The sequence below is a fragment of the Pseudomonas sp. MYb13 genome, from assembly GCF_002980075.1.
Lineage (GTDB): Bacteria > Pseudomonadota > Gammaproteobacteria > Pseudomonadales > Pseudomonadaceae > Aquipseudomonas > Aquipseudomonas lurida.
Genome location: NZ_PCQI01000001.1, coordinates 707,929 through 724,480 on the forward strand (window position 1 = coordinate 707,929; position 16,552 = coordinate 724,480).

General features: G+C 61.5%; 14 protein-coding genes. 5 read left to right on the forward strand and 9 right to left on the reverse strand.

What is annotated here, in order from left to right; translation table 11 throughout:
- Positions 1 to 92: 92 nt before the first annotated feature.
- From CQ002_RS03300 to CQ002_RS03335, 8 genes are all read right to left on the reverse strand, one after another.
- Positions 93 to 2,015: a PrkA family serine protein kinase gene (locus CQ002_RS03300; RefSeq protein WP_034109656.1), complete on the reverse strand. Its 1,923-nt coding sequence runs from the start codon at positions 2,013 to 2,015 to the stop codon at positions 93 to 95.
- 284 nt (positions 2,016 to 2,299) lie between these two features.
- Positions 2,300 to 2,629: a thiosulfate sulfurtransferase GlpE gene (gene glpE / locus CQ002_RS03305; protein WP_034109654.1), complete on the reverse strand. Its 330-nt coding sequence runs from the start codon at positions 2,627 to 2,629 to the stop codon at positions 2,300 to 2,302.
- Between the two features lie 32 nt (positions 2,630 to 2,661).
- Entirely contained in the window at positions 2,662 to 3,513 is an 852-nt protein-coding gene (locus tag CQ002_RS03310; protein WP_105162962.1) for a symmetrical bis(5'-nucleosyl)-tetraphosphatase, read from the reverse strand.
- Positions 3,513 to 3,893: a Co2+/Mg2+ efflux protein ApaG gene (apaG, locus tag CQ002_RS03315; protein ID WP_034109652.1), complete on the reverse strand. Its 381-nt coding sequence runs from the start codon at positions 3,891 to 3,893 to the stop codon at positions 3,513 to 3,515. Before apaG ends, CQ002_RS03310 begins: the two co-directional genes overlap by 1 nt.
- Before the next feature lie 178 nt (positions 3,894 to 4,071).
- Positions 4,072 to 4,884: a 16S rRNA (adenine(1518)-N(6)/adenine(1519)-N(6))-dimethyltransferase RsmA gene (rsmA, locus tag CQ002_RS03320; protein WP_034109651.1), complete on the reverse strand. Its 813-nt coding sequence runs from the start codon at positions 4,882 to 4,884 to the stop codon at positions 4,072 to 4,074.
- Entirely contained in the window at positions 4,881 to 5,870 is a 990-nt protein-coding gene (pdxA, locus tag CQ002_RS03325; RefSeq protein WP_105162961.1) for a 4-hydroxythreonine-4-phosphate dehydrogenase PdxA, read from the reverse strand. The genes rsmA and pdxA overlap by 4 nt, the downstream gene beginning before the upstream one ends.
- Positions 5,867 to 7,204 carry a peptidylprolyl isomerase gene (locus CQ002_RS03330; protein WP_069078408.1) on the reverse strand — a complete coding sequence of 446 codons (1,338 nt, stop codon included), beginning with the start codon at positions 7,202 to 7,204 and terminating at the stop codon, positions 5,867 to 5,869. Before CQ002_RS03330 ends, pdxA begins: the two co-directional genes overlap by 4 nt.
- A complete protein-coding gene (locus CQ002_RS03335; protein WP_105162960.1) occupies positions 7,179 to 9,989 on the reverse strand; it encodes an LPS-assembly protein LptD in 2,811 nt (936 codons plus the stop codon). Before CQ002_RS03335 ends, CQ002_RS03330 begins: the two co-directional genes overlap by 26 nt.
- A 130-nt stretch (positions 9,990 to 10,119) precedes the next feature.
- Here CQ002_RS03335 and CQ002_RS03340 point away from each other — a divergent pair, with 130 nt between their 5' ends.
- The 3 genes from CQ002_RS03340 to CQ002_RS03350 are packed head-to-tail and all read left to right on the forward strand — an operon-like array spanning position 10,120 to position 12,585.
- Positions 10,120 to 11,145: an aminoglycoside phosphotransferase family protein gene (locus tag CQ002_RS03340; RefSeq protein WP_105162959.1), complete on the forward strand. Its 1,026-nt coding sequence runs from the start codon at positions 10,120 to 10,122 to the stop codon at positions 11,143 to 11,145.
- Positions 11,142 to 11,816 (forward strand): N-acetylmuramate alpha-1-phosphate uridylyltransferase MurU, encoded by a 675-nt coding sequence (gene murU, locus CQ002_RS03345; protein WP_105162958.1) that lies wholly within the window; start codon positions 11,142 to 11,144, stop codon positions 11,814 to 11,816. Before CQ002_RS03340 ends, murU begins: the two co-directional genes overlap by 4 nt.
- Before the next feature lies 1 nt (position 11,817).
- Positions 11,818 to 12,585 (forward strand): TerB family tellurite resistance protein, encoded by a 768-nt coding sequence (locus CQ002_RS03350; protein ID WP_034109640.1) that lies wholly within the window; start codon positions 11,818 to 11,820, stop codon positions 12,583 to 12,585.
- A gap of 34 nt (positions 12,586 to 12,619) precedes the next feature.
- On the opposite strand, the gene CQ002_RS03355 is transcribed toward CQ002_RS03350, so the two are convergent.
- Positions 12,620 to 13,594, reverse strand: coding sequence for an alpha/beta hydrolase family protein (locus tag CQ002_RS03355; RefSeq protein WP_105162957.1), 975 nt, complete (start codon positions 13,592 to 13,594; stop codon positions 12,620 to 12,622).
- A 77-nt stretch (positions 13,595 to 13,671) separates the two neighbouring features.
- Between CQ002_RS03355 and CQ002_RS03360 the strand changes: the two genes are divergently transcribed.
- Both CQ002_RS03360 and CQ002_RS03365 read left to right on the forward strand, forming a co-directional pair.
- A complete protein-coding gene (locus tag CQ002_RS03360) occupies positions 13,672 to 15,666 on the forward strand; it encodes a histidine kinase (RefSeq protein ID WP_105162956.1) in 1,995 nt (664 codons plus the stop codon).
- 18 nt (positions 15,667 to 15,684) lie between these two features.
- Positions 15,685 to 16,314, forward strand: a complete 630-nt coding sequence (locus CQ002_RS03365) for a response regulator transcription factor (RefSeq protein WP_016977885.1) — start codon at positions 15,685 to 15,687, stop codon at positions 16,312 to 16,314.
- Positions 16,315 to 16,552 lie beyond the last annotated feature (238 nt).

A 16,552-nucleotide genomic window follows, 5' to 3' on the forward strand; every position in this document is an offset into this window, starting at 1 on the left:
CACGTTACAAGCTTCAAGCCGCGAGCTGGAAGCTTAGAGACAAGCGGTCGACTGCCAGGCCAGGGGCCCGGCAGCGCACGCCTGTCGCTGCCTTACTGCGATTTGCGAACCCGCAGGTACCACTCGGAGAGCAGCCGTACCTGTTTGTCTGTGTAGCCGCGCTCGACCATTCGTGTGACGAAGTCGTTGTGTTTTTGCTGGTCCTCCTTGCTGGCCTTGGCGTTGAAGCTGATGACCGGCAGCAGATCCTCGGTGTTGGAGAACATTTTCTTCTCGATGACCACCCGCAGCTTCTCGTAGCTGAGCCAGGTAGGGTTCTTGCCGTTGTTGTTGGCGCGGGCGCGCAGCACGAAGTTGACGATTTCGTTGCGGAAATCCTTCGGATTGCTGATGCCAGCCGGTTTCTCGATTTTTTCCAGCTCCTCGTTGAGGGCTACGCGGTTGAGGATCTCGCCGGTTTCCGGATCGCGGTATTCCTGGTCCTGGATCCAGAAGTCGGCGTACAACACGTAGCGGTCGAAGATGTTCTGGCCGTACTCGCTGTAGGACTCCAGGTACGCGGTCTGGATTTCCTTGCCGATGAATTCGATGTAGCGTGGCGCCAGGTATTCCTTGAGGAAACGCAGGTAGCGTTCGCGGGTTTCCGCCTGGAATTGCTCCTGTTCGATCTGCTGCTCCAGCACATAGAGCAAATGCACTGGGTTCGCAGCGATCTCATGGGGGTCGAAGTTGAAGACCTTGGACAGGATCTTGAACGCAAAGCGGGTCGACAGGCCGTTCATGCCTTCATCCACGCCGGCTGTGTCGCGGTATTCCTGGATCGACTTGGCCTTGGGATCGGTGTCCTTGAGGTTTTCGCCGTCGTACACGCGCATCTTCGAGTAGATATTCGAGTTTTCCGGCTCCTTGAGGCGCGACAGCACGGTGAACTGCGCGAGCATCTTCAAGGTGTCGGGTGCGCAATGAGCCTTGGACAGGGAGCTGTTGAACAGCAGCTTGTCGTAGATCTTGATTTCATCGCTGACCCGCAGGCAGTAGGGCACCTTGACGATGTAGATCCGGTCGATGAAGGCTTCGTTGTTCTTGTTGTTGCGGAAGGTGTGCCATTCCGATTCGTTGGAGTGGGCCAGCAGGATCCCGGTGAACGGAATCGCACCCAGGCCCTCTGTGCTGTTGTAGTTACCTTCCTGGGTCGCGGTGAGCAGTGGGTGCAGCACCTTGATCGGCGCCTTGAACATCTCCACGAACTCCATCAGGCCCTGGTTGGCCCGGCACAGTGCGCCCGAGTAACTGTAGGCGTCGGCGTCGTTCTGGGGGAATTCCTCGAGTTTACGGATATCGACCTTGCCCACCAGCGCCGAGATGTCCTGGTTGTTCTCGTCGCCCGGTTCGGTCTTGGCTACACCGATCTGGTTGAGGATGGACGGGTAGAGTTTCACCACGCGGAACTGGCTGATGTCACCGCCGAACTCGGCCAGGCGCTTGGTGGCCCACGGCGACATGATGGTGTTGAGGTAGCGGCGCGGGATGCCGAAGTCTTCTTCGAGGATCGCGCCGTCTTCCGTGGCGTTGAACAATCCCAGGGGGGACTCGAAGACGGGTGAACCCTTGATGGCGTAGAAGGGCACCTTCTCGATCAGCTGTTTGAGCTTTTCCGCCAGGGACGATTTGCCGCCGCCGACGGGGCCGAGCAGGTAGAGGATCTGTTTCTTCTCTTCCAGGCCTTGGGCGGCATGGCGGAAATAGGAGACGATCTGGTCAATGCATTCTTCCATGCCATGGAAGTCTTCAAAGGCCGGATAGCGACGGATCACCTTGTTGGAAAATATTCGCGACAGCCGCGAATTGTTCGAGGTGTCTATCAACTCCGGCTCGCCAATCGCCAGCAGCAGACGTTCGGCGGCAGACGCGTAGGTGCTGCGATCCTGTTTGCACAGCTCGAGATACTCTTGCAGCGTGAGTTCTTCCTGCTGTGTGGATGCGAAGCGGTTTTGGAAGTGGCTAAAAATACTCATGACGTCGTCACCTCGCTCGATACGTGGAGCCGACGCCGGATCAATCAGTCGATGCTGGCAGACATTGGCGAACGCCAATGGCCGTTTTCCCCCCAAACACCCTGAAACGCTACCGATGACCCGCACGCCGGTGTACCGGCTCTCCCCTGATTCGGATGGCCTGCGCTTAAGGATAGTTCGGAATCGGAGAGGTCAAGGCGCGATGCGCAATTAGTTTGGCTGCGCCGTTCGTCAGAAACGGCGCGAGCCCAAGCGTCACGCGGGGTAGCGGGGTGTGAAAAAAATTATTGCGAATTGCCTGAGGAAATTTCCGCAGGATAGGTCGCACGCCACAGCTCAAAGCCACCGTCCAGGCTGTAGACGTCGGAGAAGCCCTGGCTGATCAGATAGGCTGCTGCGCTCTGGCTGGAGTTACCGTGGTAACACGCCACGATCACCGGTGCGTCGAGGTCGGCGGCGCGGATGAAATCGGCAATGTTGACGTTGTCCAGGTGCTGGGCACCGGTGATGTGGCCAGCCGCATACGTTGGCTGGTCGCGGATGTCGACCACCACCGCACCTTGCTCGCGCAGGGCCTGGGCTTGTTCGGGAGGGATACGTTTGAATTCGCTCATGGCGGGCTCCTTGGGCTTGGCAGCGCCTGCGTCTAGCGCTTGGCGGCGGCCGGCAGTGTAACGGGAAGGGGGGATTGGCACTGGCAGCTGTGGCGCTCGCCGGTGTCGATGTTCATCAGGGTCATGGCGCCGCCCCATACACAGCCGGTGTCGAGGGCGAACACGCCGGGCTCATCGCATTTGCCTTCGAGGGCAGCCCAGTGACCGAAGACAATCTTCGCGTCGCGGGTTTTGCGCTCCTTGTGGGCGAACCAGGGTTTGTAGCCAGGCAGCGCGGTGTCGGCGCCTTCCTTGCTCTTGAGGTCCAGCTTGCCCTCGGCGGTGCAGAAGCGCATGCGCGTGAAGTAGTTGGTGATCACGCGCAAACGGGTCACGCCGGCAAGGTCGTTGTCCCATTTGACCGGCTCATTGCCGTACATGCCGTCGAGGTAGGCGGTGTACAGGGTGTCATCGGCCAGGGCGCTTTCGACTTCGGCAGCGCACTTGAGGGCTTTCTTGAGTGTCCACTGGGGCGGGATGCCCGCATGCACCAGCGCCATGTTGCGGCCCTCGTCGTAATGCATGATTTTTTGCCTGCGCAGCCAGCCCAGCAGCTCGACGCGATCGGGCGCTTCGAGGATCTCGCGCAACGTATCGCCCTTTTTCAGGCGCTCGATGTTATTGCCGGCCGCCAGCAGGTGCAGGTCGTGGTTGCCCAGTACGCACACCAGGGATTCGCGCAGGCTATATAAGTAGCGCAGCGTCTCAAGGGACTCCGGGCCGCGATTGACCAGGTCACCGACCAGCCACAGGCGATCGTTGCCCGGGTCGAAGGCCACGCGCTCAAGCAGGCACTTGAGAGGCTCCAGGCACCCTTGCAGGTCGCCGACCGCGTAGGTCGCCATCAGTGCAGGGCTCCAGGCACCGCGAGGCGGAAGGGCGCGATAATGGCGTCGAACAGTTGGCCATCGGTGGCTTTCATCTGATACGAGCCCTGCATGGTGCCGACCTTGGAGGTCATCACCGTGCCGCTGCTGTAGGTGTGGCTGGCGCCGCTTTCGATCAGCGGCTGCTGGCCAACCACGCCTGCACCACGCACCTCTTCGACCTGACCGTCACCGTCGGTGATGACCCAGTGGCGCGACAGCAGCTTGGCTGGCACCAGCCCGTTGTTTTTCACCGTGATGGTGTAGGCAAAGGCAAAGCGGTTCTGTTCAGGTTGCGATTGGTCCGCCAGGAAGCGGGTGACGACGCTGACGTCGATCTGGTAGCGAGGATCGGACATGCAAGAGGCCTTAAAAGCAAAAGCGGAGGACAGCAGATGCGGATCAGTCTAGGCCAAGAGGTGTGCACTAGGCCAGACATGCTGTCTGTGGGAGCGTGCTTGCCTGCGATTGCATCAACGCGTGCTGACTGATGCTTCGCGCCGCATGCATCGCGGGCAAGCCCGCTGCCACTGTGCTTCAGTCGGTAACGGGCGCAGGCTGGATGGCAAGCTGGTCGGCCAGGCGCACGAATGCGGCCAGGTCCAGTTGCTCGGGACGCAGGCTGCCATCGACGCCGGCAGCTTCGATCTCGGCATTGCTCAACAGCGCCTTGAGCGTGTTGCGCAGGGTCTTGCGGCGCTGGTTGAACGCTTCGCGCACGACGCGCTCCAGCAGTTTGTGATCCTTGGCAGGGTGTGGCAGTACGGCGTGGGGCACCAGGCGCACGATGGCCGAGTCGACCTTCGGCGGCGGGTTGAACGCGCCTGGGCCGACGTTGAACAGGTGTTCGACGCGGCAGTGGTACTGAACCATGATCGACAGGCGGCCCCAATCGCCACCGCCAGGCCCGGCAGCCAGGCGTTCCACCACTTCCTTTTGCAGCATGAAGTGCATGTCGCGGATGATCCCGGCGTTGTTCAGCAGGTGGAAAATCAGCGGCGTGGAGATGTTGTACGGCAGGTTGCCCACCACGCGCAGGCTGTTGGGCGCGGCGTTGAGTGTGTTGAAGTCGAACTTCAATGCATCACCCTGATGCAGGTTGAAGTTGGGCTTGCCGGCGAACTGCTGGTTGAGGATCGGGATCAGGTCCTTGTCCAACTCAACCACATCCAGTTGGCCGCCGCTGGCCAGCAGGCCTTGGGTCAATGCGCCCTGGCCCGGGCCGATTTCCAGCAGGCGGTCTTCGGGTTTGGCATGGATGGAGCGCAGGATACGGTCGATCACGCCAGCGTCGTGCAGGAAGTTTTGCCCGAAGCGCTTGCGCGCCCGGTGTTGGTAATGCTCGGTCATATACGGGTCTCGGCCATCTGATAGGCGGTTTCCAGGGCCACGTGCAGGCTGCCGGTATCGATTTTGCCGCTGCCTGCCAGGTCCAGGGCAGTGCCATGGTCGACGGAGGTGCGGATGATCGGCAGGCCCAGTGTCACGTTGACTGCGGCGCCGAAGCCTTTGTATTTAAGCACCGGCAGCCCCTGGTCGTGGTACATCGCCAGCACTGCGTCGCAGTGCTCCAGATATTTGGGGGTAAACAGAGTGTCCGCCGGCAGTGGGCCGCGCAGGTCCATGCCTTCTTGGCGCAGACGCTCCAGGGTTGGTTCGATGATGTCGATTTCTTCATGGCCCAAATGACCGCCTTCACCGGCGTGGGGGTTGAGCCCACAGACCAGGATGCGCGGTTGGGCAATGCCGAATTTCAGTTGCAGGTCGGTGTGCAGGATGCGCGTCACGCGTTCTACACGCTCGGCCGTGATGGCATCGGCAATGTCGCGCAGCGGCAGGTGCGTGGTCACCAGGGCGACCCGCAGCCCGCGTGTCGCCAGCATCATCACCACTTGTTCGGTGTGTGTCAGTTCGGCAAGGAATTCGGTGTGGCCGGAAAAGGCGATGCCGGATTCGTTGATCACGCCCTTGTGCACTGGGGCGGTGATCATGCCGGCGAAGTCACCGTCGATGCAGCCTTGCCCTGCGCGAGTCAGGGTTTCCAGCACGAACGCCGCGTTGGCCTTGTCCAGTTGCCCGGCAACCACGTTGGCTTGCAGCGGGGTGTCCCACACGTACAGGCTGCCAGCAGGCGCGGGCACGTCGGGCCAGTTGCCTGGCGCCACGTCCAGCAGATTGACGGCCACACCCAGCTGCGCGGCCCGCTCAAGGAGCAGGTCGCGGCTGGTAATGGCAATCAGGGGGTGTGGCTGGGGTTGCGAGGCGACCAGCAGGCACAGGTCTGGACCAATGCCGGCCGGCTCGCCGGGTGTCACCGCGAAACGCTGGGGTTTCACTGAACTGCCTGGTCGGTGCCTGTCTGGGCGCCCGGCAGCTTGTTCTCGACGTAGGCTTCGTCGCGGATCTGGCGCAGCCAGGTCTGCAGTTCTTCGTCGTATTTGCGGTTACGCAGTACATTCAGCGCTTGCTGCTCGCGGGCTTGGTTGGTGTTGTCGGTGGCGCGACGGCCAAGGACTTCCAGCACATGCCAGCCATATTGAGTCTTGAACGGCTTGGACAGTACGCCTTGTGGGGTATCGGCCATCACCTGCTGGAACTCGGGCACCAGGGCTTTCGGATCGATCCAGTTCAGGTCGCCGCCGTTGAGGGCCGAGCCCGGGTCTTCCGAGAAGCTCTTGGCCAGGGTGGCGAAGTCTTCACCGCTTTCAATGCGGTCATAGATCTTCTGGGCCAGTTCCTTGGTTTGGGCTTCGGTGCGGATTTCGCTTGGTTTGACCAGGATATGGCGAACGTGCACCTCATCCTTCAACGAAGTCTCGCCGCCGCGTTTTTCAAGCAGCTTGAGGATGATGAAACCGCCCGGTGTGCGTGCAGGCTGGGTGATGCCCCCCACTTCCATGGCGCTCAACTCGCGGTCAAACGGTGGAGGCAACTGGGCGGCTTTACGCCAGCCCATGTCACCGCCCTCGAGGGCGTTGTCGCTGCCGGACTGGGCGATTGCCATTTGGGCGAAGTCAGCACCCGCTTTCAGGCGATCATAGATCGCCTGGGTCTTGGCTGCGGCAGCATTGAGCTGCTCGGAGTTGGCGCTGTCCGGTGTCGGGATCAGGATGTTGGCCAGGTGCAGTTCTTCGGAAAGCTGCATCTTGCCCAGGTCGGAGGCCAGGAAGTTCTTCACTTCCTGCTCGGACACCTGAACACGCTCGGCGACACGGCGCTGACGGACACGGCTGATGATCATTTCGCGACGGATCTGGTCACGGGCGTCCTCATAGGACAAACCGTCATGGGCCAGGGCTGCTCGGAACTGGTCAATGCTCATGTTGTTGCGCTGGGCAATGGTGCCCACGGCCTGGTTCAGTTCTTCGTCCGAAATACGGATGCCGGAACGATCACCGATCTGCAGCTGCAGGTTCTCGACGATCAGGCGTTCCAGAACCTGTTGGTCCAGGACGCTGGTAGGTGGCACGCCACCGCCACGCTTGGCGATGGTTTGCTGGACTTCCTTGACGCGCTGGTCCAGTTGGCTCTGCATGATCACGTCGTTATCGACGATGGCCACTACCTTATCCAGTTCTTGAACCGCAGCGTGCGCCGATGCGGTACCCAGGAACAGTGCGCCCAGCACTAGCGGGCGCAGACAATCAGAAAGCTTGGTCTTCACGTTCACGATAACCTTCAATGCCTTTGTCGAGGAAGCTCTCTACCTTGGCGCCGGTCAGGCCGCCGAGTCCTTTGAGGACGATCTGGAAGAAGAGCCCGTGGTCACCCTTTTCGTTAAGCGGGGCGATCTGGCTGTATTCGTCGTTGGAAACCCAGTAACGGTTGATGACGCGCAGTTTCCAGCAGCAGTTGTCGTACTCGAAACCACCGAAGGCTTCCAGGGTACGGTTGCGAGCGTAGTCATACTGCCAGCGGGTGATCAGGTTCCACTGGGGAATGATCGGCCACATCATCGAGAAGTCGTGTTGCTGGATTTTGTAGTAATCCTTCACGAAGTTCGGGTCGCCTGGCTGCCCGTAGTCACCACCAAACTGCCATTTGCCGGTCAGCTGGTTGTACACCACCTGGTCGTTGCGATAGCGATAGCCGACGTTGATGATCTTGTTCGGGTTATCTTCCGGCTGGTAGTGAAGCATCGCGCTGCCGGAACGAGGACTGTGTTCCTCGGTGTCCCAGTTGTAGTCGGCAGTGGCGCGCCAGTCACGGTTGAAGCGGAACTCGTAGTCCAGGGCGACTGGCGATACATCCGACCGTGCGTCGGCACGGTCAGAAGCCAGGATGCCCGGCAGTTGAACTTCACGATCCTTGAAGTACAGCGCCTGGCCCACGGAAACGCGTTGACGCTCAAAGCCGTTGTCTTCGATCCAGCGGCTGGTCAAGCCCAGGGACAGTTTGTTCTCGTCGCCGATCCGGTCGGTGCCGCTGAAGCGGTTGTCACGGAACAACGAGGCGTAGCTGAACGAGTATTCGCTGGTGTCGAAGACCGGGATATCAGCCTGGTCCTTGTTCGGTACGTACAGGTAGAACGCACGCGGCTCGAGTGTCTGGCGATAATCTTTGCCGAACCAGTTGGTATTGCGATCGAAGTACAGGCCGCTGTCGACGCTGGCCACCGGAACCGCGCGGTCCTGGGAGCTCTTGAACGTGCCACCCGCGTAAGGGTTGGCTGCGGTTGCTGCGGCTTGATCGGCAATGATCTGGTTCTTGCCGATGTTGTCCAGGTCCAGGTCGTACTTGGTGTACACGTACTTGAGCTTCGGTGTGACGAAGCCGTAGGTCCAGTTCATCGGGTATTCGACGGCCGGGGCTACGTTCAGGCGCGTACCGTTGGCACGGGTCAGGCCGCGGACGTAGGTGTCCAGGCGTGCCTCGGTTTGACCGTCTTCATTGGTGAAGTTGCCGTTCTCCAGGTCGCGATCGAAGCGCACGGCCTCGGTCTCGTAGCTGAAGTTCAAGCCACCCGGATGGTACGGCAGGGTGCCGTTGAAGGTGATCTGTGGCAGTCGGTCATACGGGGTGACCTGGGAAATCGTCGCCAGCTGGTAGGCCTGCAGGTTCAGTCGAGCCTGGAAGGTGTCGCCGCGATAGGTCACGGAGCCTTGCTGGTTGACGTAGTCCTGGCTCTCTACACCCTCTTCGTAGGACTTGAGGTCCTGGAAGTAGTAGGGATCGCTGATCGTGGTGTAGTCGACCTGGGTCAGTACACGCGAATCCAGCCCGCCCTTGTGTTGCCAGTTGAGCATGTAGCGGGTTTTTTCGTAATCGGTCTGACGCTTGCGCTCGTCGTTGTCGTCGTTCAGGTACGCGCCGCCGAACTGGCCTTCGCTGGATTTGGTGAGGTAGCGGAATTCGCCTTCCATCAACAAACCGCGCTTGGTCATGTACTGCGGGTACAACGTGGCGTCGTAGTTTGGCGCCAGGTTGAAGTAGTACGGCGTAACCAGGGTGAAGCCGGTTTCGCCGCCCGTGCTGAAACTTGGCGGCAGGAAGCCGGATTGACGACGGTCGTCGATCGGGAAGTAGATGTAGGGGGTATAGAGGATCGGGATGTTCTTGACCCGCAACGTCGCGTTGGTGGCCGTACCGAAACCGGTGGCCGGGTTCAACGTGATGTTGTTACCCCTGAGCTGCCAGGCGTTGCTGTCTGGCTCGCACGTTGTATAGGTACCGTCCTTGAGGCGGATGATCGCGTTCTCGGCACGCTTGGCATACAGCGCGTTACCGCGGATACGCGACTTGTGCAGCACGTACTCGGCGTTATCGATCTGGGCGGCGCCCGTGTCGAGTTGCACTTCGGCATGGTCACCCACGATCAGTGCACCGTTGTCGCGCAGACGGACCTTGCCGTTCAGCTCACCACGGTTCTCGGCCTGGTACAGGCTGGCTTCTTCCGACTCCAGCTGCATGCTGCCCTGACGCATGACGACGTCACCGGCCAGGGTCGCCACTTGTTGTTCCTGCTCATAACGAGAGGCCTTGGCGCCGATGAAGGTGGGCGCATCGCTCTTGTTCGTCTTGTCGTTCATGCCAGGACGAATCGGCTCGATGTACGCACCACCGCAGTAAGGACCGGTTTCGGCCAACTGCGCTGCGGTCAGCTTGTCGCGCGGTACCCAGTCCAGGTGGCTATAGTCGGCGCTGCGCGAACGCAGGCCACGGCCCTTGGATTCGGTGACCAGTGCGGTCTTGGGCTCGGCCTCGGCTTTGCCGCCAGCGTCGGCTTGCGCCGTGCTGTTGGCGGAGCTGATGGCTGCGCCATCATGCACCGGGCGCGGTGGCAGCGGGGTTGCGGCGGTTTTCGGCGCGCAATCCCAGGCACCCGAAGCAGAGACTGAGCAGTCATACTGTTCCGCGGCGACCACGAATGAGGTGGCGAAGGGTTGCATGGCCAGCAGACTGCCGGTTACCAGCAACGGAAATTTTCTACGAAACGCGGGGGATTTCAATGCCATCTTATTAGTCCGGGCTTCCTGCGTGCCATCTGCCCGCGGTTTGGGCCGCACGCCTCTCGATGGTCTGAAAAAGATGCGTGATAATAAAGCATGCCCCGCTTGACGGCTAGCGCCGTCGGAGACCCTTGTAATGCCCGAGCACGATCTACGTTTACAACAGCTGGAAGTCTGGCTGGATGAGCAGTTGCCGATCCTTTTCAACGCTCAAGGCTGGGGTGCCGTACCCCCGGCCACATTGACCGCGGCCAGCAGCGACGCGAGTTTCAGGCGCTATTTCCGTTGGGAAGGCGGTGGGCGGACATTCGTGGTAATGGACGCTCCACCCCCCCAGGAAAACTGCAAACCTTTCGTCGATATCGCGCATTTGCTGGCGAAGTCGGGAATAAATGTTCCAAAAATTTACGCAGAAGATTTGCCGCGAGGCTTTCTTTTGCTCAATGACCTGGGCAGAAAAACCTACCTGGACGTGATCGACGACCAAAACGCCGATCAATTGTTTGCCGATGCCATCGACGCCTTGCTGGCCTTCCAGCAGTTGCCGATGGACGCGCCACTGCCTAGCTATGACGTCGCCTTGCTGCGCCGCGAGCTCGAATTGTTTCCAGAGTGGTACGTACGTCGGCACTTGGGTATCGAACTGGATACGCAGCAGCAAGCACGCTGGCAGCGCGTCAGCGACCACCTGATCGACAGCGCCCTGGCGCAACCCAAAGTACTGGTGCACCGCGACTATATGCCGCGCAACCTGATGATCAGCGAACCGAACCCGGGCGTTCTGGATTTCCAGGACGCGGTCTACGGGCCTGTTACCTATGACATCACCTGCCTGTTCAAGGACGCTTTCCTCAGCTGGCCCAAGGCCCGCGTGCGGGATTGGCAGCGCGGATACTGGGAGCGTGCGGGGCAAGCGGGCATTCCGGTGCAGGCGGAGTTCGAAGACTTCCTGCGCGCCAGCGACCTGATGGGCGTGCAGCGCCACCTGAAGGTCATCGGGATTTTCGCGCGCATCTGCCACCGTGATGGCAAGCCACGCTACCTGGCCGACGTGCCGCGCTTCTTTGCTTATATAGACGCAGTGCTGGCGGACCGTCCTGAGTTGAGCGAGTTGGGCGAGCTGCTGGCCAGCCTGCGCCAGCCCGGTGAGGCGAGCGTATGAAGGCCATGATCCTGGCGGCCGGCAAGGGCGAGCGGATGCGCCCGCTCACCCTGCACACGCCAAAGCCACTGGTGCAGGCCGGTGGCAAGCGCTTGATCGAGTATCACCTGGAGGCGCTGGCCAAGGCCGGCTTCACCGATATCGTGATCAACCACGCATGGCTCGGCCAGCAGATCGAAAGCTATCTGGGGGATGGCGCGCAGTTTGGCTTGCGCATCCGTTACTCCCCCGAGGGCGAACCGCTGGAAACGGGCGGTGGGATTTTCCAGGCGCTGCCACTATTGGGGGATGAGCCCTTCCTGGTGGTCAATGGCGATATCTGGACCGACTACGACTTCACCCAGCTCAAGCAACCACTCAAAGGCCTGGCCCACCTGGTGATGGTCGATAACCCGGCGCATCACCCGGCGGGCGGTGATTTCTACCTTGATCAAGGTTTGCTTCATGATGCAGCGGCCGGTGCCGATAACCTGACCTTCAGTGGCATTTCAGTGCTCGACCCCAAACTGTTCGCGGGGTGCAGCGCGGGTGCCTTCAAGCTGGCGCCGCTGCTACGGGCAGCCATGGCCAAAGGTCAGGTAACGGGGGAACACATGAAGGGACGCTGGATTGATGTCGGCACGTTGGAGCGCCTCGCGCAAGTAGAAATCCTGCTGACAGCGGGGCAGTAGCATGCTGTGGCCAGGGACGCTGATCGGCGCCGGGGCTGGCTTTGCCATTGCCAGTATTCCGGGGGCCTTGTTGGGTGCGCTGTTGGGGCAGGCGTTGGACCGTCGCCTGCAACTGCAGAGTTGGGCGCAGTTGCGCGAGCGCTTGGGCGGACGCCCGGCATTGCGCAATGACGAATTGTTGTTTGTGTTGCTGGGACGCTTGGCCAAGAGCAATGGGCGCGTGGTGGATGGGCATATCCAGCAGGCCCGCCAGGAAATGCGCGCGCTGGACATGACTGACTCGGCCCAGCGCCGTGCGATTGCGGCCTTCAATCGCGGCAAGTCGGGCTCCGACCGGGTGCGCACCTACCTGCGCGTGCTCAAGGCTCAACCCCATGCGGCGGAGGGCGTGTTGCGCGCGTGTTGGCGCATGGCCTGGGCGGATGGCAGGGCCGGTGACGACGAGCGTGACCTGATCGACCAGTGGGGCAAATGGCTGGGCTGGACGCCGCAACAACTCCAGGCATTGGCTGCCGACTACACGCCGGAGCGCAAGCCATTGGTCAACCGGGGCGCGACCTACCAGGACGCGCTACGGTTGCTGGGGGTGACGGCCACCACTGAGCCGTCGGTGATCAAGCGTGCTTACCGGCGCCTGCTCAGTCGCCACCATCCGGACAAGATTGCCGGCACCGGCGCCAGCCCTGCGCAAGTACGTGAGGCCACCGAGCGCACGCGCGAATTGCACAGTGCCTATGCATTGATTCGCGAGCGCCGGGATTTCCGTTAGCCGCTCCCACATTTTGATCCGGTTGCATCCAGGATCAGTCAGTGTTTGCCTGCGGACTCAGCCAGCCCCGAACCCTGCGATACAACTGCTCCTGCTCGGCTGCACTGTTGCCGGGCAGGGCCTTCAATGACACCTGCTTGTAACCCTCATTCTTCAACCGCTTGGCCGCCTGCGCGCGTGCCAGGGCATTTTTGCGTGACAGGGCGGTGTCTTGGTAGAAGACATCAGCGGTCGGCACCTTCAGGCCGGGGGCCAATTGCTGGACATCCGGATGACGGCCGGTGGGTGTCTGCGCCGCGACCATGACGAACTTCTGCACCTGGGACGGTTGCTTCTCGCTCAAATACCGTGCGGCCCACCAGGCGCCAGTGCCATGACCGAGCAGCACCACACTGCGCGCGCTCTGGGTCTGGGCGAAGGCCACGGCCGCGTCGATGCGGTCGAAGATGCGCGAGGCGTCAGTCTTGTCTTGCTCGTCGACCCCGGGAACCACCGCCGGGTCGGTGCCCTCGGCCTCCGCGCTGGCGGCCTGTTCGATGGGCTTGTCGGCGGTGCTCGCCTCTTTACTGCTGGTGTCGACGGTGGCCTTGGGCGCCTCCATCACGCGCGGAGGCAGGGTGTCTACGCTCACATCCGGCAATGACAGGCTGAGGCTGCCCCAATTGGCATCCGGCAATTTGTGCCGCAATGGGCTGATTGCTTGCGGCCAGTCAGCATTTTCGCCGGCGCCCGGTACGATAATCACCACACCTTCGGGGTCGGCGCTGTTGGCGGGCTTCCACAGGGCGAGGAATGAATCGCTGCCGGCCTGCAATTGTTGCTGTTCCTGTTGCGGGATCTTGCGTTCCAGGGCGCTGGCTTCTTCCTGACTGCGCTCGGGCAAGGATTGACGCTCCACCGGTTTTTCGGCGGCGGCCTCAGGGGCGTCAGCCGCCTGTGCAGAAAAGGCACTGGTAATAAGTAGCGACAGGCACAATGCTGGCAGTGCCGAATGGTTTCGATGTGGCATCGTTGATTCCCGGCCAGAAGTGATTCCAGCAGCCTAATGGGTTGGTCAGTATTTGTCAGTGATGTGAGACGTGGATCATGGGTTTTCGCTGTCTGCTGGTTATCGGCGGTTTGTGCCTTGCCTTGATGGCAAATGCCGCTCCTGCGCCCGCCGCACCCCAGGCGCAGCTCAATGCGCAGCAACGCGAATGGCTGGCGCAGCACCCGGAACTGCGAGTGGGGCTGGTGTTGCAAGCGCCTTACGCGCAATACGAACGGCGCCTGCAGCGGCTGTCCGGGGCGAACGTCGAGTTGATGCAGTGGTTGGCCAAGGCGCTGAATATCGAGCTGACCTGGCGCAATTTCCCTAACCAGGAACAATTGGAAGCGGCCGTGCGCGAGGGCGAGGTGGATATTGCCCCCGGCCTGCAACAAACCCCGGTCGGTTTGCGCCTATGGCTGTTCACTGATCCCTACATGCGCGTGCCACAACACATCGTTGGCATCCGGGAAGGCGGTGGTGCCGTGGAGCTGGAAAAACTCGACGACCACTCTCGCGTTGCCGTGCGCATGCCCAGTGCCGTGGCCGATTACCTGCGCAGCACCTATCCCACCCTCAACCTGCAAGGCGTGCCGATGGAACGCCAGGCCCTGCAGTTACTGGTGAGCCAGCAGGCACGTTACGCGGTGGTGGATGAGGCGCAGTTGAGCCGTTTGTCCGGCGAGGCCGAGTTTGCCGGGCTGGCAGTGGTGGGGGATATCGGCCTGCCGCAATTGCTGCGGGTGGCCACACGTCGCGAATGGCCGGAGCTGGCGGGCATCATGCAGAGCGCGCTTCGCGCCATCCCCGCCCGCGACCTGGACCAATTGCACAGCCGCTGGCTGCAACCCAAGTACCCGCGCCTGACGGAATCCCCGGGGCTGTGGCAAAACCTCAGCCTGTTGCTGGGCCTGTTGCTGCTCGCCAGCCTGGCCACGGTGTTCTGGCAGCGGCGCCAGCAACGGGTGCTGGAGCATGGCCTGTTGGCCGCGCGCGAAGAAAGCGCGGCCCGCGCTGCCGGTGCCGAGGCCTTGCAGCTGACGCAGTTTTCCATCGACCAGAGCACTGTCGGCATCCTTTGGGTCAATTGGGACAGCCATGTGCGCTACGCCAATCGTGCAGCCGAAAGCATGCTGGGCTATGCCTGCGGTGCACTGATCGAGCGGCCATTGGCCGACCTTGATCCGAGCCTGGACATGGACCGCTGGCTCAACCTGTGGAAGCGTGCGCGGGCCAGCGAAGACGGCCCGCAGAATTTTGCCACTGATTGCCGGCGCGCCGATGGCAGCATCCTGCCGACCAATGTGTCCTTGAGCTTCCTGCGGTTTGCCGAGGCTGAATACCTGGTGGTCTATCTCAACGACGTCACCGAACTGCGCCGGACGTTGGCCGCGTTGCTGCAAAGTGAAGCGCAGTTGCGCGAACTGTCCGCCCACCTGGAGACCGTGCGCGAAGAGGAGAAGGCGCGCATCGCTCGCGAGGTGCACGACGAACTCGGGCAAATGCTCACGGTGCTCAAGCTCGAAACCTCGATGTGCGAACTGGCCTATGCGCAACTCGACCCGGGCTTGCACGAACGCTTGAACAGTATGAAGCGCCTGATCGCCCAACTGTTCCAGTTGGTGCGCGATGTAGCGACGGCGCTGCGTCCGCCGATTCTGGATGCCGGCATTGCCTCCGCCATCGAATGGCAGGCCCGGCGCTTCGAAGCGCGCACGCACATCCCCTGCCTGGTCCAAGTGCCGGATAACCTGCCGGCCCTGAGCGATGCCAAGGCCATTGGCCTGTTCCGGATCCTGCAGGAGGCGCTGACCAATGTGATGCGTCATGCCCAGGCGCATACTGTAGAACTGACCCTTGCCATCGAGGGCACGGATTTGCGGCTGACCATCAGCGATGATGGCGTCGGTTTCATCCAGGCCGAGGGCCGCCCGGTATCATTCGGCCTGGTGGGCATGCGCGAGCGCGTGCTGATCATGGGCGGGCAACTGAGCCTGGACAGCGAGCTGGGGGAGGGCACCACCCTGAGTGTCACGGTGCCGTTGGATGCCTAACACCAAGAGGAAGTCCCTGTGATCCGCGTACTGGTAGCCGAAGACCACACCATTGTTCGTGAGGGCATCAAGCAATTGATCGGCCTGGCCAAAGACCTGCTGGTGGTCGGGGAAGCGAGCAACGGCGAGCAACTGCTGGAAACCCTGCGCCATGTGGCGTGCGAGGTGGTGCTGCTGGACATTTCAATGCCCGGCGTCAACGGCCTGGAAGCGATTGCGCGCATACGTGCGCTGAACAATCCGCCGGCCATCCTGGTGTTGTCGATGCATGACGAAGCGCAAATGGCCGCCCGTGCCTTGAAGGTTGGCGCGGCGGGTTACGCCACCAAGGACAGCGACCCGGCGCTGTTGCTGACGGCGATTCGCAAGGTGGCAGCGGGTGGCCGTTACATCGATCCGGACCTGGCCGACCGCATGGTCTTCGAAGTGGGCCTCACCGACACGCGGCCGCTGCATTCATTGCTCTCGGAGCGTGAGTTCTCGGTGTTCGAGCGCCTGGCCCAGGGCGCCAATGTCAATGACATTGCCCAGCAGCTGGCGCTGAGCAGCAAGACCATCAGCACCCACAAGGCGCGGCTGATGCAAAAGCTCAACATCACCTCCCTGGCTGAGCTGGTGAAGTATGCGATGGAACATAAACTCCTGTAGGCACCGGGCGCCTGCAGGGCGCGTGTCTGTTTGCGACAGGTGTTCAAGCGGTTGAAGCCCATTCTTGCCGCTTGCCGCTCACCCCTTGGCGCAGCACTGTTCCATCCCCGCCATCCGTGTAGGGCAATCCCTACCCCAAACCTTCCATCCGGCTGATGCAATTCTCTCCTGGCCCCCGATTTCCGGGGCTTCGCGCCTGGACTACGCTTGCTCCACAGCAGTCCAAAATACAAAGGTG